This window comes from Kitasatospora sp. NPDC028961 (genome assembly GCF_055564815.1).
This window is the reverse complement of the sequence record NZ_JBVHVO010000043.1, coordinates 26,238-44,747: the sequence shown is the minus strand read 5'-3', so window position 1 is coordinate 44,747 and position 18,510 is coordinate 26,238. Positions and strand designations below refer to the sequence as shown.

General features: G+C 73.3%; 17 protein-coding genes. 11 read left to right on the top strand and 6 right to left on the bottom strand.

Translation table 11 applies throughout. The features are described from left to right. The 3 genes from ACZ4UX_RS36120 to ACZ4UX_RS36110 all read left to right on the top strand — a co-directional run. Positions 1-97: acyl-CoA dehydrogenase family protein (locus ACZ4UX_RS36120; RefSeq protein ID WP_157849844.1), on the top strand; the 97-nt coding region annotated here is incomplete at its 5' end. 232 nt (positions 98-329) lie between these two features. After that, positions 330-1,553, top strand: coding sequence for a beta-ketoacyl-[acyl-carrier-protein] synthase family protein (locus ACZ4UX_RS36115; RefSeq protein WP_465709743.1), 1,224 nt, complete (start codon positions 330-332; stop codon positions 1,551-1,553). A 100-nt stretch (positions 1,554-1,653) separates the two neighbouring features. Beyond that, positions 1,654-2,154, top strand: coding sequence for a GNAT family N-acetyltransferase (locus tag ACZ4UX_RS36110; RefSeq protein ID WP_465709742.1), 501 nt, complete (start codon positions 1,654-1,656; stop codon positions 2,152-2,154). A 143-nt stretch (positions 2,155-2,297) separates the two neighbouring features. On the opposite strand, the gene ACZ4UX_RS36105 is transcribed toward ACZ4UX_RS36110, so the two are convergent. Both ACZ4UX_RS36105 and ACZ4UX_RS36100 read right to left on the bottom strand, forming a co-directional pair. Continuing rightward, positions 2,298-2,897 (bottom strand): hypothetical protein, encoded by a 600-nt coding sequence (locus tag ACZ4UX_RS36105; protein ID WP_352297709.1) that lies wholly within the window; start codon positions 2,895-2,897, stop codon positions 2,298-2,300. 179 nt (positions 2,898-3,076) lie between these two features. Next, positions 3,077-3,691, bottom strand: a complete 615-nt coding sequence (locus ACZ4UX_RS36100; protein ID WP_329487942.1) for an NAD(P)H-dependent oxidoreductase — start codon at positions 3,689-3,691, stop codon at positions 3,077-3,079. A gap of 256 nt (positions 3,692-3,947) precedes the next feature. Between ACZ4UX_RS36100 and ACZ4UX_RS36095 the strand changes: the two genes are divergently transcribed. Both ACZ4UX_RS36095 and ACZ4UX_RS36090 read left to right on the top strand, forming a co-directional pair. After that, positions 3,948-4,442 carry a peptidylprolyl isomerase gene (locus ACZ4UX_RS36095; RefSeq protein WP_329487941.1) on the top strand — a complete coding sequence of 165 codons (495 nt, stop codon included), beginning with the start codon at positions 3,948-3,950 and terminating at the stop codon, positions 4,440-4,442. A 145-nt stretch (positions 4,443-4,587) separates the two neighbouring features. Further along, a complete protein-coding gene (locus ACZ4UX_RS36090; RefSeq protein ID WP_465709741.1) occupies positions 4,588-5,424 on the top strand; it encodes an arylamine N-acetyltransferase family protein in 837 nt (278 codons plus the stop codon). Between the two features lie 231 nt (positions 5,425-5,655). On the opposite strand, the gene ACZ4UX_RS36085 is transcribed toward ACZ4UX_RS36090, so the two are convergent. Further along, positions 5,656-7,005 (bottom strand): LCP family protein, encoded by a 1,350-nt coding sequence (locus ACZ4UX_RS36085; RefSeq protein WP_465709740.1) that lies wholly within the window; start codon positions 7,003-7,005, stop codon positions 5,656-5,658. Between the two features lie 286 nt (positions 7,006-7,291). On the opposite strand from ACZ4UX_RS36085, the gene ACZ4UX_RS36080 reads away from it, so the two are divergent. The 4 genes from ACZ4UX_RS36080 (at position 7,292) to ACZ4UX_RS36065 (ending at position 11,748) form a co-directional block, all read left to right on the top strand. Beyond that, positions 7,292-7,378, top strand: coding sequence for a putative leader peptide (locus ACZ4UX_RS36080; protein ID WP_352297720.1), 87 nt, complete (start codon positions 7,292-7,294; stop codon positions 7,376-7,378). A 118-nt stretch (positions 7,379-7,496) separates the two neighbouring features. Continuing rightward, entirely contained in the window at positions 7,497-8,051 is a 555-nt protein-coding gene (ssuE, locus tag ACZ4UX_RS36075; RefSeq protein ID WP_329487938.1) for an NADPH-dependent FMN reductase, read from the top strand. Between the two features lie 323 nt (positions 8,052-8,374). Beyond that, positions 8,375-9,163 carry an ABC transporter ATP-binding protein gene (locus ACZ4UX_RS36070; RefSeq protein WP_465709739.1) on the top strand — a complete coding sequence of 263 codons (789 nt, stop codon included), beginning with the start codon at positions 8,375-8,377 and terminating at the stop codon, positions 9,161-9,163. A gap of 14 nt (positions 9,164-9,177) precedes the next feature. Continuing rightward, positions 9,178-11,748, top strand: coding sequence for an ABC transporter permease (locus ACZ4UX_RS36065; RefSeq protein ID WP_465709738.1), 2,571 nt, complete (start codon positions 9,178-9,180; stop codon positions 11,746-11,748). A gap of 119 nt (positions 11,749-11,867) precedes the next feature. Here ACZ4UX_RS36065 and ACZ4UX_RS36060 read toward each other — a convergent pair whose 3' ends face one another. Then, positions 11,868-13,445: an LCP family protein gene (locus ACZ4UX_RS36060; protein WP_465709737.1), complete on the bottom strand. Its 1,578-nt coding sequence runs from the start codon at positions 13,443-13,445 to the stop codon at positions 11,868-11,870. 164 nt (positions 13,446-13,609) lie between these two features. Here ACZ4UX_RS36060 and ACZ4UX_RS36055 point away from each other — a divergent pair, with 164 nt between their 5' ends. After that, complete coding sequence (locus ACZ4UX_RS36055) at positions 13,610-14,650, top strand: glycosyltransferase family 2 protein (protein WP_329487935.1); 1,041 nt, start codon at positions 13,610-13,612, stop codon at positions 14,648-14,650. A 65-nt stretch (positions 14,651-14,715) separates the two neighbouring features. Further along, entirely contained in the window at positions 14,716-15,333 is a 618-nt protein-coding gene (locus tag ACZ4UX_RS36050; RefSeq protein WP_465709736.1) for an acyltransferase, read from the top strand. 3 nt (positions 15,334-15,336) lie between these two features. On the opposite strand, the gene ACZ4UX_RS36045 is transcribed toward ACZ4UX_RS36050, so the two are convergent. Beyond that, the gene (locus ACZ4UX_RS36045; protein WP_465709735.1) at positions 15,337-16,989 is read right to left on the bottom strand and encodes an LCP family protein; all 1,653 of its coding nucleotides are present in this window, start codon (positions 16,987-16,989) and stop codon (positions 15,337-15,339) included. Positions 16,990-17,202: 213 nt separating this feature from the next. Next, positions 17,203-18,501 carry an LCP family protein gene (locus tag ACZ4UX_RS36040; protein WP_465709734.1) on the bottom strand — a complete coding sequence of 433 codons (1,299 nt, stop codon included), beginning with the start codon at positions 18,499-18,501 and terminating at the stop codon, positions 17,203-17,205. Positions 18,502-18,510: the final 9 nt, after the last annotated feature.

Sequence of the window (18,510 nt, the reverse complement as noted above, 5' to 3'; positions counted from 1 at the left end):
CCCGGTGGAGCGGATGATGCGGGACGCGAAGATCACGCAGATCTACGAGGGCACCAACCAGGTCCAGCGGATCGTGATGGCCCGCAACCTGCCGTGACCGGACTCGGCGACCTGGGCACATGGCCCCCGAGCTCGTGCGCCCCGCGGTGGTGACCTGAGATCATGGATAAACCCTACAAAGAGCTCGTAGTCGAATCGGTTGCGTTGCACATCTGAATGACCATCAATGCCCTGGCACAGTGGCAGATGAGTTCGCGACTCCCCGCGCTCACCGGCGCGGGGAGTTGTGGCTCTCTCACAATCTCCACAACAAGCAGGGGGTTCGGTCGATGAGTGCTGACGACGACCGCGTGGTGGTCACCGGGCTCGGCGCGACGACGCCGCTCGGCGGGGACGTCGCCTCGACCTGGGCCGGGATGCTGGCCGGGCGGTCGGGTATCCGGGCGATCGAGGACGAGTGGGCGGCCGGGCTGCCGGTGCGGATAGCCGGGCGGCTGGCGGTCGAGCCGTCCGAGGTGCTGGACCGGGTGCAGGCCCGGCGGATGGACCGCTGCGAGCAGGTGGCGCTGATCGCCGCCCGGCAGGCCTGGGCCGACGCGGGCACGCCCGAGGTGGATCCGGAGCGGCTGGCCGTGGTGATCGGCACCGGCACCGGCGGTGCGCTCACCATGCTCGGGCAGGACGACGTGCTGGAGGCCTCCGGGGTCCGCAAGGTCTCCCCGCACACGGTGCCGATGCTGATGGCGAACGGCCCGGCGGCCTGGGTCAGCATCGAACTGGGCGCGCGGGCCGGCGCGCACACACCGGTGAGCGCCTGCGCGTCCGGCGCCGAGGCGATCGCGATGGGCCTGGACCTCATCCGGCTCGGCCGGGCGGACGTGGTGGTCGCGGGTGGCGCCGAGGCCTGCATCTGCCCGCTCACGCTGGCCGGGTTCGCCCAGGCCAAGGCCCACTCCACCCGCAACGACGAGCCCGAACTGGCCTCCCGTCCGTTCGACGCGGGCCGGGACGGCTTCGTGATCGGTGAGGGGTCGGTGGTGGTCGTCCTGGAGCGGGCCGGGTTCGCCGCGGCCCGCTCGGCCCGGGCGCACGCCACGCTCGCCGGCGCGGCGGTCACCTCGGACGCGTTCCACATCACCGCGGCCGCGGCCGAGGGCCAGGTCCGGGCGATGCGCCGGGCGGTGGCCGAGGCGGGCCTGGCGCCGGCCGACATCGCGCACGTGCACGCCCACGCCACCTCGACCCCGCTGGGCGATCTGGTCGAGGCCGAGTCGGTGGCCGAGGCGATCGGGCTCCACCCGGTCGTCACGGCGACCAAGTCGATGACCGGCCACCTGTTCGGCGCGGCCGGGGCGATCGGCGCCCTCGCCGCCGTCCTCGCCCTGCGCGACGGCGTGGTCCCGGCCACCCGGAACCTCGACACCGTCGACCCGGCCGTGAAGCTGGACGTGGTCACCGGTGCCCCGCGCCGGGGCGCGCTGACCGCCGCGCTCACCAACTCCTTCGGGTTCGGGGGCCACAACGCGACGCTGGTCTTCACCCCGGCGCCGTGAGGTCCGGCGGGGGCCTCGGGAGGCCCGGAGCCGGGCAGTCCGGGGCGGGCCCGGCGAAACCCGGGAGACGATTCGCCGGGCCCGATCTAGGGTGGCCGCCATGTCTACGTCATCGTCGACCCTCCGACTGGAGAAGGTCACCCCCGCCACCATCGACGCCGCGCTCGAACTGAAGGTGCGCCCGGACCAGGAGCAGCTGGTCTCGCCGGTCGCCAAGTCCCTGGCCGAGGCGTACGCGCACGGCGACACCGCCTGGCCCCGGGTGCTCTTCGACGGCGACCGCGCGGTCGGGTTCGTGATGGCGTTCTTCGACATCGCCTTCCACCCCGACCGGCCCGGGGACCGGCTCCGCTCCGGCCTCTGGCGCCTCAACATCGCCGCCGACGAGCAGGGCCGGGGCTACGGCCGCTTCGCGGTCGAGCAGGTCTGCGCCGAGATCCGCCGCCGCGGCGGCGACCGGGTGACGGTCACCTACGTGCCCGGCGACCACGGCCCGGCGGCGTTCTACCGGCGCCTCGGGTTCCGCCCCACCGGCGAACTCAGCGGCGACCAGGAGGTGGCGGAGCTCGACCTCTCCGGCGCCGAACCCTCGGGCGCCTGAGGCCGGCGGGCGGAAGTCAGGCCGACCGGTGCCCGCCGAGCCGGGGCCGGGGGCCGGAGACGGGCCGTCCGAGGCGTCCCCGTTAAGAGTGCGGAGCAGGAAGTCGGCCCGGCCGACTTCCTGCTCCGGCGGTGCGCGGGGCCTCAGCCCAGCAGCAGGTACTTGGTGGACGGGACACCCTGGGTGTAGCTGCAGTCGGTGTTCTGGGTGCTCTGGCTGTACGTGAACCCGGACGGGACGGTGCACGCCCAGAGGCCGTTGACCGGCTTGCGGAGGTGGAAGGTGGTGGCCTGGACGCCGGGCTGGAGGCTGCACGCGCTCGTGTAGGTGATCCGGTCGTAGGTGAACGCCGGCGTGCCCATACAGGCGGTGAGGCCGTCCACCGGCGTCCGCAGGTGGTACGCGTTGGAGGTCACGCCGGGCTGCTGGCTGCAGGCGCTGCCCCAGGTGATGGCGTCGTAGACGAACCCGGGAGAGCTCTTGCAGGCGGTCAGTCCGTCGACGGGCGTCCGCAGGTGGAACTGCGGTGCGTTCCAGCTGCCGGAGCTGCACGTCCGGTTCATGGCCACCTGGTCGTAGACGTACCCGGCCGGGACGTCGCACGCCCAGGCCCCGTCGAGTCCGGTGGTGGCCGCGGCGGCGGTGGTCGCGGTGGCGGCCCCGGTGAGCAGGAGCGCCAGGGCCGCGAAGGCGGCCAGGAGCAGGCGGATCGGGCCGGTGCGGGCGGTGCGTGCGGCGGACATGGGTCTCCCGGGGAAGCGGTCGGTGACATGGGATCGCACGGTGGCGCCGGGCGCGTGCGCGCCCGCTGCCGCCGCCGGTTCTAGCACGGACGGCCGCGCCGCCACCCCGGTACGGCGGCCCGGTCGGTCGCGGCGACCACCGCCGTCCACTCCGGCCCGTGTCGGGGCTCCGACCCGCCTCAGCCGATCAGCGCCGCCGCCTCCTGCCGCGCCTGGCGCAGCCACTGCGCGCGGACGGCGTCGGCCGAGTCCGTCACCGTGCGGAAGACGGTCCGCCGCACGTCCGTCACGCCGACGTAGGGCAGCACGCAGGCGGCCCAGATCCGCTCCAGCGGATCGCCGAACTCGGCCCGCTCGCGCTCCTCCGGCGTGTCGGAGGTGTTCAGCACCAGGGCCCGCCCGGCGCGGAGCAGCCCGGCCGGTTCGCCGTCCGCCGTGCCGAGCTTGTACGCCACGCCGGGCACGAGCACCCGCTGCACCCACCCGGTCAGAACGGCCGGCGGCATGCCCCACCAGTTGGGGTGGATCAGGACGAGCGCGTCCAGGGTGGCCACCTCCGCCCGGTGCAGGGCCAGTCGCGGATCGGCCGGCTCCGCCGCGGCGTCGACCGTCCCGGTCTCCCCGGCGGCCAGCGCGGGTTCGAACCCCTCCGCGCAGAGATCGTGCGCGAGCACCTCGTGGCCGCGTCCGCGCAGTTCGTCCACCACGGCGTCGAACAGCGCGTGGTTGAAGCTGCCCGGTCGCGGGTGCGCCAGATAGACGCCGATCCGCCCCGTCTCCGTCGTCACGCTCATGTCCCGTTCCCCCCTTGTCGGTTGACCTGAGGGCGATGCTAGGGGACCGCCCGGCGGGGTGCGGGCCCGGGACGTGGCCGGACTCCCCGCGCGGGCGGGCCGCCGGGGACCGCCACCGCCACCGGGACCACCCCGGTCGCCCTGCCGCCCGCCGCCGGCCCCTGTCGAGGCCGGTCCGGAGCCGCGGCACGCCCGGCGACCGGACGATTTACGGGGCCGTCGCGCGTACCGGGGGGCGGCATGCCATGATCCCTGCATGGGTTCCAACGTTTACTTCGACATCACCATCAACGACGAGCCGGCCGGGCGCATCGTCTTCAAGCTCTTCGACGACATCGTCCCGAAGACCGCCAAGAACTTCCGCGAGCTGGCCACGGGCGAGCACGGCTTCGGCTTCAAGGGCTCCTCGTTCCACCGCGTCATCCCGGGCTTCATGCTGCAGGGCGGTGACTTCACCCGCGGTGACGGCACCGGCGGCAAGAGCATCTACGGCGAGAAGTTCGCGGACGAGAACTTCACCCTCAAGCACACCAAGCCGGGCCAGCTCTCGATGGCCAACGCGGGCCGCAACACCAACGGCTCGCAGTTCTTCATCACCACCATCGTGACCGACTGGCTGGACGGCAAGCACGTCGTCTTCGGCGAGGTCGTCGAGAACCTCGACCTCGTAACGAAGATCGAGTCCTACGGTTCGCAGAGCGGCCGTACCTCGGCGAAGATCACCATCGCCGACTCGGGCATCGTGGCCTGAGGTCCGACCCCCTGACGAGCCCAGGAGCAGGAAGTCGGCCGGGCCGACTTCCTGCTCCTCGCACGTCCCGGCCCGGTACGACCGGCCGCGCGACCTGAGCCCTACGTCCAACGACCGATGGCCCGGCTCCCGCCGGCCCGCTGGAATGGACACCGTGGATCACCCTCCGGCCGTCGACGGCCTCACCGACACCCAGGTGGACGCCTACCTGGCGCGGATCGGCCTGCCGCGCCCCGGCCGGCCCTCGCCCGCCGCCCTCGCCGAGCTGCACCGCGCGCACCTGGGCACCGTGCCCTTCGAGAACCTGGGCATCGGGCTCGGGGAGCCCGTCGTCCTCGACCCCGGCGCGCTGTTCGCCAAGCTCGTCACCCGGCGCCGCGGCGGCTTCTGCTACGAACTCAACGGCCTGTTCGCCGAGCTGCTGCGGGCGCTCGGCTACCGGGTGGACCTGCTCGGCGCCCGGGCCTTCGACGGGGACCGCCCCGGCCCGCCGTTCGACCACCTCGCCCTGCGGGTTGACCTGGCCGAGCCCTGGCTGGCCGACGTCGGCTTCGGCCGGTTCAGCCACTTCCCGCTGCGCCTGGACGAGCGCGGCCCGCAGCGCGAACCCGGCGGCGAGTTCACCCTGGTCCCGCACGCCGACGACGAGCTCGACGTGCTGCTGGACGGCCGGCCGGAGTACCGGCTCGGCCTGCGCCCCCACCGGCTGGCCGACTTCGTGCCGACCTGCTGGTGGCAGACCACCTCGCCGGACTCCCACTTCACCCGCTCGTCGAGCTGCTCGCGGCTCACCCGGGACGGCGGCCGGATCACCCTCGGCGGCGTCCGGCTGATCCGTACCGGCCCGGACGGCGCGCGCTCCGAGGAGGACCTCGACGAGGCCGGCGCCCTGGCCGCCTACCGCGAGCACTTCGGCATCACCCTCGACCGCCTGCCGGTGCCCCCGGCGCCCGCCGCCCGGCCGCGGCCGGAGGGTACCTAGGCGGCGCGGCCCGGCCGGACCGCATGCGGCACGGTGCCGAAGCCGCGGTGGAAGACCGTCGGCCCGGGCCCGATCGCGGCGGCGGCCGGCACCTCCGGCCCGCAGAACGCGAGCGCCTCCTGGACCGGGCGGCCCAGGAGGCGGTGACGGCGGCGGTGGATCAGCGCGGTGACGAGAGACGTCCACTCATGGTGGCCGGCCCGTCGCAGCGCCTCACGGAGGCCGGAGGTGTCACTTCACGTCCGGTACGGCGGTGTCGTTCTTGAAGGCGTCGAAGACCTGCTTGGCCTTGGCGCTGTCCCACTTGACCGCCGACTCGCCGGTGTTGGTCCGGAAGTCCGGGTTGGCGATCGGGACGGTGATGCTCTTGCCGTCGCCGCCGTTGACGTCCTTCATGGCGAGGAAGAGCGAGCCGAGGTCGGTCAGGCCGGCGTCGTCGTCGACGATCAGGGTGCCGAGGCCGGAGTCCACCAGCGGGTAGAAGGTGAACGGGTTCAGCACGGTGGCGGGGGAGGCGGCCTGCTTGGCCAGCGCGCCGAGGAACTTCTGCTGGTTGCGCATCCGGCCGAGGTCCTGGTCGGCCATCTGGTGGCGCTGGCGCACGAAGGCGAGGGCCTGGGTGCCGGTCAGGCTCTGGCAGCCGGCCTTGAGGTCGAGGCCGGAGTCCTTGTCCTTGACGTCCTGGTCGATGCACATGTCGACACCGCCGACCGAGTCCACGATGCCCACGAAGCCGGCGAAGCCGATCTCGGCGTAGTGGTCGATGCGCAGGCCGGTGTTGAGCTCGACGGTCTGCGCGAGCAGCTTGCCGCCGCCCGACGCGAAGGCCGAATTGATCTTCGAGGTGGTCGCCTTGACCGGCTTCCCGTTGTCGCCGGTGTGCTCGGGGATCGGCACCCAGGAGTCGCGCGGGATGCTCATCAGGGTGTTCCCGCCGTCCCCGATGTGCAGGATCATCATCGAGTCGCTGCGCTTGCCGCCGGCGTGGCCGGTGTGCAGGTCCTCCTCCTGGGAGTCGGAGAGCCCGTTGCGGCTGTCGGAGCCGACGATCAGCCAGTTGGTGCCCTTCCCGGCGGCGGGGCGGCCGGGGTAGTCGGCGAGCACGTTCTCGTGGTTCAGCTTGGAGTCGGCCCAGAACCAGGTCGAGACGGCGGTGACCATGACGGCGATCAGGACGCCGAACACCGACCACTTGACGATCCGGCGCCGCGGCCAGCGCGAGGGCCGGGCGGCGGGCGGCTGGGTACCGCCCGGGGTTATCGGCCCGTCGGGCGCGCCGGGGCCGCCGGGCGCCCCCTGGCCCTGCGCGGGCACGCCGGGACGGCCGCCCGGCTGCCCGTACGCCTGGGGCTGTCCGTACGACTGCGGCTGCCCGTAGCCCTGCGCGGACCCGTAGCCGGGTGCCTGGGCCGGCGGCTGCGCCTGGCCGTACTCCTGCGGCTGTCGCGGCGCCGGGGCCCCCGGGCCGCGGGGGTTCAGCCCAGCCGGCAGCGGCGGCTCGGCCGCGTTGCCACCGCCGCGCCCGTACGCGCCGCCGCCGTTGCCACCGCCGCCCGGGCGGCCCTCCTGCCACGTGTTCATGTGGGAGAGAATGCCCGACGCCGGGCGCGGTGACTCCCCCCGGGGCCCCCACCGGGGCCCTTGTAGCAGTTTTGATGCACGCGCCGGATCGTTCCGCCGCACGTTCCCGCGCGGGTGCGCGGGCGGGCTCACGGCGGGCTCACGGCCGCCCCACGGAGGGTGGCGGACGGCGCCGCGCCGGCTGCCGCCGCCGCCCCCGTCCGCCCGCCGCCCGTCTCACCATCCGTCTCACCCTGTGTTCACCAGCCGGAACGATCCTTGACCGGTTCGAACAGCGCGTGTTTGCATGACTGCCATGGATCAGCGATGGACCCTCACGCGTCGGCGGCACGTCGACCTTCAGCGTGTGTCCTGTTCGCTCTGTCGTGGCTGACGCGCGCCCGTCGAACCCTCTCCTCCCCGCACACCCCTCTCCAGCGTTTCCCGCCGCCCGCGTGGCGTGCTCTCCGCTGTCGTAGCGCCGTCCCCGCTTCCTGCCCCGAGGTGAACCCATGGCCACCGTCCTGTCCGTTTCCGGCTCGCCGTCCGCGACCTCCCGCACCACCCGCCTGCTGCGCCACGTCGACGCGCAGCTCGAAGCCCGAGGTCACCGGGTCGTCCCCTTCGAGGTGCGCAGTCTGCCCGCGCACGCCCTGCTCTCGGCGGACTTCTCCCATCCCGAGATAGTCGCCGCGCTGGAGCTCTTCGCCCGGGCGGACGGCGTGGTGATCGGCACGCCGGTCTACAAGGCGGCCTACTCGGGTCTGCTGAAGACCCTGCTCGACGTGCTGCCGCAGTACGCGCTGACCGGCAAGGCCGTCCTGCCGCTGGCCACCGGCGGCTCCACCGCGCACGTGCTGGCCGTCGACTACGCGCTGCGTCCGGTGCTCAGCTCGATGGGCGCCGGCCACATCACCCAGGGCTGGTTCGTGCTCGACCGTCACATCACCGTCCGGGAGGACGGCGCGACCGTGATCGAGCGCGAGACGGACGTGCTGCTCACGCCCGTGGTGGAGGCCTTCGCGACGGCGCTGGAGCGGCTCGCCACTCCGGCCTTCGCCGGCTGACGGGCCTGCGGAACGGTCCCGTACGGGCCGACCCCGAGAAGGGTGGCGGCGACCCCTAGGGGGAGGGGCGCCGCGCCCCGTACAACTACGGTTGGGCCGCTTCATACCGGCGGATGACGAGCGGTTCGCTCGCCGCTCCTAACGTGGATCACATCCCCGCTCGTGCGGATCAGGACCGAGGTTCCGGTGAACCGGAGGGTCCTGGACACACCGGGTGGGTGGGGCTGACTACCGGTCAAGAACTCTCTCCTGCACCATTTCGCGGGCAGGTGGGAGCGACGAGGCTGGAGTCAACGGGTGGGCCCACTTCTGAGGAGAATCCAGTGACGACGGCAGCAGCAGCCGTGTACAACCCCCAGCTTCCCGGCGGCGCCGCCGCCGGCGCCGCCTCGGCCCGTCAGGTGACCAAGGCCTACGGCACGGCCGAGACCAGGGTCACCGCACTGAACGCGGTGGACGTCGACATCCAGCGCGGCCGCTTCACCGCGATCATGGGCCCCTCGGGCTCCGGCAAGTCGACCCTGATGCACTGCCTGGCCGGCCTGGACACCGTCACCGACGGCCGGATCTGGATCGGCGACACCGAGATCACCGGCCTGAAGGACAAGCAGCTCACCAGGTTGCGCCGGGACAAGATCGGCTTCATCTTCCAGGCGTTCAACCTCCTCCCCACGCTGAACGCGCTGGAGAACATCACGCTCCCGATGGACATCGCCGGCCGCAAGCCGGACACCGCCTGGCTGGACCAGGTCGTCGAGACCGTCGGCCTGGCCGGCCGTCTCAAGCACCGCCCGGCGCAGCTCTCCGGCGGCCAGCAGCAGCGCGTCGCGGTCGCCCGGGCCCTGGCCGCCCGCCCCGAGATCATCTTCGGCGACGAGCCCACCGGGAACCTCGACTCCCGGGCCGGCGCCGAGGTGCTGACCTTCCTGCGGCGCTCGGTGGACGAGCTGGGCCAGACCATCGTCATGGTCACCCACGACCCGGTGGCCGCCGGCTACGCGGACCGCGTGCTCTTCCTCGCCGACGGCGTCATCGTCGACGAGATGCACGCCCCCACCGCCGACTCCGTCCTCGAACGCATGCGCCGTTTCGACGGCAAGCGCACGAGCTGAGCGGGGACCGGGACATGCTGCTCAAGACCTCACTGAGAACCTTCCTCGCCCACAAGGGGCGGATGGTGCTCTCGCTGCTCGCGATCGTCCTCTCGGTCGCGTTCGTGTCCGGCACGCTGGTGTTCTCCAACACCGCCACCAGCACCTTCGACCGGCTCTTCGCCTCGACCGCCTCCGACATCTCCGTCCAGCCCGCCAAGGCCGGGATCGACGGCGGCGACGACGCCCCCGGCGGCAAGGTGGCGACCCTCCCGGTCGACACCGTGCAGCGGATCGCCGCCACCCCGGGGGTGCGGACCGCGGTCGGGCAGGTGTTCACCCAGGACGCCGTCCTGGTCGACCCGGCCACCAACAAGGCGATCGGCCCGACCAGCGGCGCGCCCACCCTGACGGGCAACTGGACGGAGACGCCGCGCAACTCGGTGGAGATCACCTCGGGGCACCCCCCGCAGGGCGCCGACCAGGTCGTGCTGGACGCGGACACCGCCAAGAAGGCCGGCCTCGGCCTCGGCGGCAAGCTGCGGGTGATCGCCGGCAGCGGCAAGCACGACTTCACCATCGCCGGCATCGCGACCTTCAAGACCACCAACCCGGGCGCGGCGCTCGCCTTCCTGGACACCGCGACCGCCCAGCAGGTGCTGCTCGGCACCACCGCGTACACCTCGGTCGAGGCCTTCGGCGACGGCACCCGCACCGACGAGCAGCTGAAGGCGGACGCCCTCGGCGCGCTCGGCGGCGGCTACCAGGTGAAGACCGCGGCGGAGCAGAAGGCGGAGAACAACAAGGACGTCGGCTCCTTCCTCGGCTTCATGAAGAACGCGATGCTCGGCTTCGCGCTGATCTCCGCCCTGGTCGGCGGCTTCCTGATCATCAACACCTTCTCCATGCTGGTCGCCCAGCGCACCCGGGAGATCGGGCTGCTGCGCGCCATCGGTGGCAGCCGCAAGCAGGTGAACCGCTCGGTGCTGATCGAGGCGCTGATCCTCGCGGTGCTCGGTTCGACCATCGGGCTCGGCGCCGGCCTGGGCCTGGCGGCCGGTCTGATCCAGCTGATGAAGGCCATCGGCATGAACCTCAGCGCCGCGGACCTCCAGATCACCGCGGACGTGCCGATCGCCGGTTACGCCCTCGGCATCGTGGTCACGCTGGTCGCGGCCTGGTTCCCGGCCCGCCGGGCCGCCCGGATCGCCCCGATGGCGGCCCTGCGCGACCACGGCACTCCGGCCGCGGGCCGCTCCAACCTCGTGCGCACGGTGATCGGCCTGGTGCTGACCGCCGGTGGCGGCGGCCTGCTCGTCCTGGCCGCCAAGGCCGACAAGGCGGCCACCGGCGGGCAGTACCTGGGTCTGGGCGTGCTGCTCACCCTGATCGGCTTCGTCGTCCTCGGTCCGCTGCTGGCCACCAGCGTGGTCCGGGTGCTCGGCGCGCTGCTGCCGGCCCTGTTCGGCCCGTCCGGCAAGCTCGCCCAGCGCAACGCGATGCGCAACCCGCGTCGGACGGGCGCCACCGCCGGCGCCCTGATGATCGGCCTCGCGCTCGTCATCGGTGCCTCGGTCTTCACCTCCTCGGTGATCAAGTCCACCAACGAGCAGATCGACAAGTCGGTCGGCGCGGACTACATCATCTCCGCCGGCCGCACCGGTCTCACCCCCGAGATGGTGAAGGCGGCCGAGAACACGCCGGGCATCGCGCACATCACCCGTCAGCAGTTCATACCGGCGCTCTTCACCACCCCGGACGGCAAGACGGCCAAGGAGGGCGTGTCGGCGGTCTCGCCGAGCTTCACCACCGACTTCAAGCTCCCGGTCAAGTCCGGCAGCGCGGACGCGCTCGGCCAGGGCGCGATCGTGGTCGGGGAGACCTACGCCGCGGACCACGGTCTCAAGGTCGGCGACCGGATCGGCATCGACTACGGCAAGGGCCGCACCCAGACCCTGCCGGTCGGCGTGGTCCTGACCAAGGGCAACTCGCTCTTCGACGGCAACTACTTCATCGGCCTGGACACCCTCGGCAAGGCCGTCCCGGTCGCCGACCAGGGCAATGACGCGGTCGTCTTCGGCAAGGCCCGGCCCGGTTCGGACGTCGCCGGGACGCTCACCGCGCTGGAGTCCTCCTTCAAGGAGTACCCGCAGGTCACCGTGCGGGACCAGGCCGGCTACAAGGACCTCGTCCAGGAGCAGGTCAACTCCCTGCTCTACATCATCTACGGCATGCTCGGCCTCGCGATCGTGGTCGCGGTGCTCGGCGTCGTCAACACCCTGGCGCTCTCGGTGGTGGAGCGGACCCGGGAGATCGGCCTGCTGCGGGCGATCGGGCTCTCCCGGCGTCAGCTGCGCCGGATGATCCGGCTGGAGTCCGTGGTGATCGCCCTGTTCGGCGCGATCCTCGGGACCGGTCTCGGCCTGGCCTGGGGCATCACCGGTCAGCGGGTCCTCAAGGACCAGGGGCTGGAGACGCTGGCCGTCCCGACCGGCACGATCGTGGTCACGCTGGTCGCCTCGGTGGTCATCGGCCTGGTCGCGGCACTCGTACCGGCCTTCCGGGCCGGTCGGATGAACGTCCTCGCGGCCATCGCGACGGACTGACCCCCGGATCGGGGGATCGGGGGAGGGCAGGGGCCGGGTGCGTCACAGCACCCGGCCCCTGCCGGCGTTCCCGGCGCCGCAGCCCAGGGCCCGGCAGCACGGGACCCGGGCCTGCGGGCCTACGGGCAGACGATCTCGGACGCCTTCTCGGCCGCCACGGCGGCCGACGGGGTCGCGGCGGGCGCCGGGGTCGGGGGCGGCGGCAGCGGTGCGAGGGTGGCCGCGGACGGGCTCGCGCCCGGGGCGGCCGGGTAGTCCCCGCCCGCGTACACCTGGAGGGTTGGCCCGAGGCCGGGGACGGCGGTCGACTCTGCGCCCGGGAGCGCGGCGGCCAGCGTCCGGGCGGACTCGGTCCAGCGCGGGTCGTAGCGGACCACCGTCCGGCCGGGCGCCGTCCCCGCCGGGGCGTTCGACGGCGCGCCGGTGGTGGCGAAGCCCGCCCGCCGCAGGTCGCCGTCGACCCGGGCGCCCAGACCGGGCACCCCGGCCGCGTTGAACACCTGGACGTGCACCTGCTCGGGGGGCACCGCGGCCGGGGCGACCGGGCTCGCCGCGGCGCTCGGCCCGGTGGTCGCGACGCCGGGGGAGGCGGCCGCCGCGGGGGAGGCGGCCCCGCCCGGTTCGGGCTCGCCGGCCGGTGTCGAGCCCGGGGCCGCGCCCGCCGCGCCCGCTGCGGCGCTCAGCGGCCGCCCGGCCCGCACGGCGTCGAACAGGGCCTTCGCCCCCGCCTGGTCCCAGAGCACGGTCGAGCCCCAGCCGGCCACCTGGTGGTCCAGCTTCGCCAGCGGCACGGTCGCGAAGTCCGCACGCCCCGCCGAGAGCTCCCTCAGCCTGGACGCCAGGGTGATCAGGTCGTCGGTGGTGAGGTCCTTGTCCGCCTTCACCGAGCCGAGCAGGCTGTCCGTCAGCCGGGCCAGCCGGACGGGGTTGAACAGCGTGCCGCTGTCGGTCACCTGGTGCAGCAATTGGGCGACGAACTTCTGCTGGCGGTGCATCCGGCCGAGGTCGGCGCTGCCGTCCACGTGCCGGGCGCGGACGTACCTGAGCGCGCCGGCGCCGTCCAGGGTGCTGGTGCCGGCCGGCAGGTCGAGGCCGGAGTAGTCGTCCTTGAGCGGCTTGTTGGTGCAGACCCGCACGCCGCCGACGGCGTCCACGGCGGAGACGAACCCGGCGAAGTTCACCTGGAGGTAGTGGTCGATCCGCAGCCCGGTGTTCTGCTCCACGGTGGCGACGGTGAGCTGCGGCCCGCCCATCCCGAACGCCGCGTTGACCTTCCCCTTGCCGGCCGGGACGTCCTTGCGGGTGACCTGGTCCCGGTGGGCGGGGATGTCCACGTAGGAGTCCCGGGGGATGCTGATCACGCTGGCCCGGGAGCCGTCCCCGGCGACCTGGACGATCATCATGGTGTCGGTGCAGTGGCAGGACTCGCCCCCGGCGTGCAGCACCTCCTTGAGCGTCTTCTCCGGGATGCCCTCCCGCTCGTCGGTGCCGACCAGCAGGAAGGTGGTGGAGCCGTCGTCGGCGGGCCGGGCCGCGTCGCCGCTGAAGGCGTCCACCCGGTCGATCGAGCCGAGGCCGTGCAGGACCGCCCAGCCGCCGCCGGAGGTGGTGAGGACGCCGAAGGCGATGCCGGCGGCCAGTCGGCGGGGCCAGGCACGGCGCCGTCCGGGCAGGGCGGAACGGGGGGAAACGGGCATCTCTCGGATGGTAGGGGCGGCCCGCTCCGGGGCCGGTGAGGGCGCGCCGGGGGCGGAGAGTACGGTGGGCCCGAGCGGCGAATCGTTCCTTCGGCGCCGGGGGCGTCACGTCGCCCAGACCGGGACAAGACGGAGACCCGTCCGCACCGGTACGGTTGGCCCCGATGAACACCAAGGCTGCTGAGGAGCTGCCGGCGGTCTCCGTGATCATGCCGGTGCTCAACGAGGAACGACACCTGCGCACGGCCGTCCGGCACATCCTGGAACAGGACTACGCCGGGCCGATGGAGGTGGTGATCGCCCTCGGTCCGTCCTCCGACCGGACCGCGCAGATCGCCGCCGAACTGACCGCCGAGGACGCGCGGGTCAGAACGGTGGAGAACCCCACCGGCCGCACCCCCGCCGGGCTGAACGCCGCGATCCGCGGCTCCAGCCATCCGATAGTGGTCCGCGTCGACGGGCACGGCCTGCTGACCCCCGGCTACATCACCACGGCGGTCCGGCTGCTCGGCGAGATGGAGGCCGCCAACGTCGGCGGCATCATGCACGCCGAGGGCGAGACCGAGTGGGAGAACGCCGTCGCCGCCGCGATGACCTCCAAGATCGGGGTCGGCAACGCGGCCTTCCACACCGGCGGCCTGGCGGGCCCGGCGGACACCGTCTACCTCGGGGTGTTCCGGCGCGAGGTGCTGGAGCGGCTCGGCGGGTACAACGAGGAGTTCGTCCGCGCCCAGGACTGGGAGCTCAACTACCGCATCCGGCAGGCGGGTGGGCTGGTCTGGTTCACCCCGCAGCTGCGCGTCACCTACCGTCCCCGGCCCACCGTGCGGGCGCTGGCCAAGCAGTACAAGGACTACGGCCGCTGGCGCCGGGTCGTCACCCGCTACCACAAGGGCTCGGTCAACTTCCGCTACCTCGCCCCGCCGGCGGCCTTCCTCGGCGTGACCCTCGGGCTGGTGCTCGGCGCGGCCGTCCACCCGGCCTTCCTCGCGGTGCCCGGCGCCTATCTGCTCGGCATCGTCGGCGGTGCGCTGGTCGAGGGCCGCGGCCTCTCGGCGAAGGCCAAGGCGCTGCTCCCGGTGGCCTTCGCGACCATGCACCTCAGCTGGGGCTTCGGCTTCCTCACCTCGCCGCGTTCGCTGGCCCGCCGGGTGATCGCCAGCCGGTCCCCGGCGACCGCCGACGTGGTCGCCGAGGCCCGCTGACCCGATCCGGCCAATCCCCCCGACCCGCTCTCACCGCCCCCGCCCCGACGCTATCGTCGGGCGCCATGGGGACAGTTGAGGGCGGGTCCGTCGTCGGTGCCCGGGTCGAGGCGACCGCGGACGTGGACGGCCGGGCGGTGCTCGGCGCCGGGACGACCGTCTGGCACCTGGCCCAGGTGCGCGAGGACGCGGTGATCGGCGCCGACTGCGTCATCGGGCGCGGCGCCTACGTCGGCCCGGGCGTGCGGATCGGGGACCGGGTCAAGCTGCAGAACCACGCGCTGGTGTACGAGCCCGCGGTGGTCGAGGACGGCGTGTTCATCGGCCCGGCGGCCGTGCTCACCAACGACCTCTACCCGCGCTCCGTCGACGTCGACGGCCGGCTCAAGCGCGGCGACGACTGGCACGCCCGCGGGGTGACCCTCCGGGAGGGCTGTTCGATCGGCGGCCGCGCGGTGCTGGTCGCGGGGGTGACGGTCGGCCGCTGGGCGCTGGTCGCGGCCGGCGCCGTGGTGCACCGGGACGTCCCGGACTTCGCCCTGGTGGCCGGTGTCCCGGCCCGCCGGATCAAGTGGGTCGGCCGGGCCGGCGAGCCGCTGGAGCCGGACGGCGAGGACGGCTGGCGCTGCCCGCGCACCGGTGAGCGCTACCGCGAGAAGGACGGCCTGCTCGCCCCGCGCTGAGGCTCACTTGGCGCAGACGTCGGTGTCGTCCGCCTGGACGCGCTGGAGGTCCTTGGGCGCCTCGGTCGGCGCGACGGACGGGACGGCGTTCGCGGCGGCCAGGACGTCCTTGCCGAGGACCACGGCCAGCCCGTCCCTGCTGCCGGCCTTCGGGTCCTCCCGGACCGCGTCGGCCGGGAGTCCGAGGGAGGCGGCCAGCGCGGCCGCCTCGGCAGCCTTGCCGGCCGGGTAGGACACCGAACTGCTGGGCGTGGCCGTCGCGTTGGGGGCGGTGGCGGCCTTGGCGAAGCCCTGGGCCCGGAGCTTGTCGACGGCCTGCTGGGCCTGCCCGGGCGTCCCGCTGCCGTTGTGCACCGCCACCCGGACGTCCTTGGTGTCCACCGCGGCGGCGGTGGCCGTCGGCGAGGGCGCGGCGGCGGCCTCGGTGGCGCCGGCCCCGGGCGCGGCCGGGGCGGCGGCGTTCCCGGTCAGCGAGCGGTCCTGGGCGACCAGCGAGAACACCTGTCCGGCGTCCGGCTGCTTGAGCACCAGCCGGTCCTTGTCCTTCGGGTCGTCCAGCACCGGCGCGGTGGTGAAGGTGATGTTCTTGGTGTCGACCTTGCTGATGTCCAGCGCCAGGTCCTTCAGCTTGTCGACGCTGCCGATCCCGTCGTCCACGGTGAGCGCCTTGGTGGCGGCGTCGGCGAGCTTCCACAGCTTGGTCGGGCTGGTCAGGGTGTCACTGCTCTTGATCGAGCGGATCATCGAGCTGATGAACTGCTGCTGCAGCGGGATCCGGGTGAGGTCGCCGCCGAAGCCGACGGCGTGCCGGGTGCGGACGAAGGCCAGCGCCTCGTCGCCCTGGACGACGTGCCGGCCCTTGCTCATCCGGAGGTGCGAGTCCGCGTCGTCGATGTCCTTGGCCGCGCACACCTCGACCCCGCCGACGGCGGTGGAGAGCGTTTTCACGGCGTCGAAGTTGACCATCACGAAGTGGTCGACCCGGATTCCCGTCGCCTTCTCGACGGTCTTCCAGGTGCAGCCCGGATCGCGACCCTCCTGGCCGAGGCTCTCGTTGAACATGGCCCGCGCGGAACCGGGGATCTTCTTGCCGCCGGTGTTCTCGCAGTCGGGGATCGGCACCATCAGATCGCGCGGAATGCTGATCACGGTGGCGTTGCTGCGGTCCTTGGCGACGTGGAACAGCAGGGTGGTGTCCGCGTGTCCGGTGCTGCCCTCGTCGCCGTACTCGCGGCCCAGGCCCTCGCGGCTGTCGGTGCCGATGACCAGGATGTTGAGCGCGTCGCCGGCCGCCTTGGGCCGCTCCGCCTCGCTGCCCAGCTGCACCTTGACGGCGGTGATGTTGTTGTTGAAGTGCTGGTACGCGTAGTAGGCCCCGCCGCAGCCGGCCACCAGGACCAGCGCGCCGACGCCGGCGGTCCACTTCAGCACCCGCCGGCGCGGGCGCTCGGCGGCGGCCTGGCGGCGGCGGGCGGCCCGGCCGCCGGTGTGCGCGGCCCCGGGGGCGGCCTCGGCGGCGGTGCCGGGCGTCCGGCGGCGCTGGACCGGGATGCCCGCGGCCTGCTCGGACCGGGCTTGCTCGGACCGGTACGGCGCGCCGTGGGCCGGCGGGATCCGCGGGTCGGCGGGGTCGGTCTCCTGGCTGTCCTGCTGCACGGGGTTCCCTCCCTCCGACCGGTCCTCGGGTGGCGCACGGGCTGCGCGCCGACCCGGACACACTAGACGAGTCGAGTACGGGAATTGTTCCTGGTGTGATCTCCGCCATGTTCGGGAACCGCAATTCACCAGGCACATCGTGTTCCGGTGAATTCCCCGGAAAGCCATTCCGGGTCATGATCTGTACACAAAAGGGTGACCCTGACCAGGCGGTCAATGGATCCCGCAGTCGTCCATGTCCGCGGTGCGTCCCTCGAACGAGGGTGCCGTGGTCGCGGTGGGTGACGCACCGGCGGCCCGGTCCGATCCGGCCGCCGTCGCCGCCCCCGAGGGCCCCGGGCTCGCGCCCGCCACCGCCGACGGGTCGGGGGAGCCCGGCGGGCGGACGGTGATCGACCGGTCGTCGCGCAGCGCCGTGAACAGCTGGGTGGTCAGCGGCTGCACGAACTCGTCCCGGTCCGAGTCGAAGCGGTACGGGCGGCGCGGCGCGGTCAGGAAGACCGCGTCGGCGGACGGGATGCCGCGCAGGTCCTGGGTCAGGTCGTAGAGCGCGCCGAGCGAGGAGAGGCCGCCGTCGGCCCGGACCGAGGAGGTCGCCGCGTCGAGCACCGGCCAGAGCCGGGCCGGGTTCAGCAGCACCCCCTGTGACTGGACCTTGCGGATCAGGGCGGCCAGGAACTGCTGCTGACGGCCCATCCGCTGGGTGTCGCTGCCGTCGCCGAGGGTCTCCCGGGCGCGGACGTAGCCGAGCGCCTGTTCGCCGCGCAGGGTCTGCCGCCCGGCCGGCAGGTCCAGCTTGGCGTCCTTGTCGTGGATCGCCTGCGGGACGCACACCTCGACGCCGTCCACGGCGTCCACCATCGTCTTGAAGCCGTGGAAGTCGAGGATCACGTAGTGGTCCATCCGGATGCCGCTCAGCTGTTCGACGGCCCGGATCGAGCAGGCCGGACCGCCGGTCTCGAAGGCCGAGTTGAACTGCGCCAGCACCTGCCTGCTCCGGGTGCCGTCCGGCTTCTCGCAGACCGGCACGGTGACCATGACGTCGCGCGGGATGGAGACGGCGGTCGCGTGCTTCCGGTCCGCCGCCAGGTGCAGCAGGATCGTGGTGTCCGAGCGCTGGCCGCCGGCCTCGCCGTACGTGGCGTTGGCACCGGTGCGGTCGTCACTGCCGATCAGCAGGATGTTCTCGGCGCCCTTGGCCCCCGCGGTGCGGCTGGGCCGCTCGGCCTCCAGCCGGGCCAGCAGCTGGTCGGTGGCGGAGTCGGTCCGGATGTTGCCGTCCAGCTTGCGGTAGGCGATCCAGAGCACGGTGCCGCAGGCGACCAGCAGGAGGGCGAGGGCGCCGGCGGTGATCATCAGCCACCGCCGGCGCCTGCGCCGGGGCCTGGTCGGGGAGTCCGGGGCCGCGGGCTCCGTGTCGGGGGAGTCCCGGTCCGGGGAGCCCGCGGTCGCGCGGGCGTCCCCGGTCGGGGGGTTCTCGGTCGGGGGGTGCTCGGTGTCGTCCTCGGCCATGGCAGGGAT

Excerpts from the sequence above, each read along its gene's own strand:
- ACZ4UX_RS36115 (WP_465709743.1), top strand. The coding sequence starts at position 330 with ATGAGTGCTGACGACGACCGCGTGGTGGTCACCGGGCTCGGCGCGACG.
- ACZ4UX_RS36110 (WP_465709742.1), top strand. The coding sequence starts at position 1,654 with ATGTCTACGTCATCGTCGACCCTCCGACTGGAGAAGGTCACCCCCGCC.
- ACZ4UX_RS36105 (WP_352297709.1), bottom strand. The coding sequence starts at position 2,897 with ATGTCCGCCGCACGCACCGCCCGCACCGGCCCGATCCGCCTGCTCCTG.
- ACZ4UX_RS36100 (WP_329487942.1), bottom strand. The coding sequence starts at position 3,691 with ATGAGCGTGACGACGGAGACGGGGCGGATCGGCGTCTATCTGGCGCAC.
- ACZ4UX_RS36095 (WP_329487941.1), top strand. The coding sequence starts at position 3,948 with ATGGGTTCCAACGTTTACTTCGACATCACCATCAACGACGAGCCGGCC.
- ACZ4UX_RS36090 (WP_465709741.1), top strand. The coding sequence starts at position 4,588 with ATGGACACCGTGGATCACCCTCCGGCCGTCGACGGCCTCACCGACACC.
- ACZ4UX_RS36085 (WP_465709740.1), bottom strand. The coding sequence starts at position 7,005 with ATGAACACGTGGCAGGAGGGCCGCCCGGGCGGCGGTGGCAACGGCGGC.
- ACZ4UX_RS36080 (WP_352297720.1), top strand. The coding sequence starts at position 7,292 with ATGACTGCCATGGATCAGCGATGGACCCTCACGCGTCGGCGGCACGTC.
- ssuE (WP_329487938.1), top strand. The coding sequence starts at position 7,497 with ATGGCCACCGTCCTGTCCGTTTCCGGCTCGCCGTCCGCGACCTCCCGC.
- ACZ4UX_RS36065 (WP_465709738.1), top strand. The coding sequence starts at position 9,178 with ATGCTGCTCAAGACCTCACTGAGAACCTTCCTCGCCCACAAGGGGCGG.
- ACZ4UX_RS36060 (WP_465709737.1), bottom strand. The coding sequence starts at position 13,445 with ATGCCCGTTTCCCCCCGTTCCGCCCTGCCCGGACGGCGCCGTGCCTGG.
- ACZ4UX_RS36055 (WP_329487935.1), top strand. The coding sequence starts at position 13,610 with ATGAACACCAAGGCTGCTGAGGAGCTGCCGGCGGTCTCCGTGATCATG.
- ACZ4UX_RS36050 (WP_465709736.1), top strand. The coding sequence starts at position 14,716 with ATGGGGACAGTTGAGGGCGGGTCCGTCGTCGGTGCCCGGGTCGAGGCG.
- ACZ4UX_RS36040 (WP_465709734.1), bottom strand. The coding sequence starts at position 18,501 with ATGGCCGAGGACGACACCGAGCACCCCCCGACCGAGAACCCCCCGACC.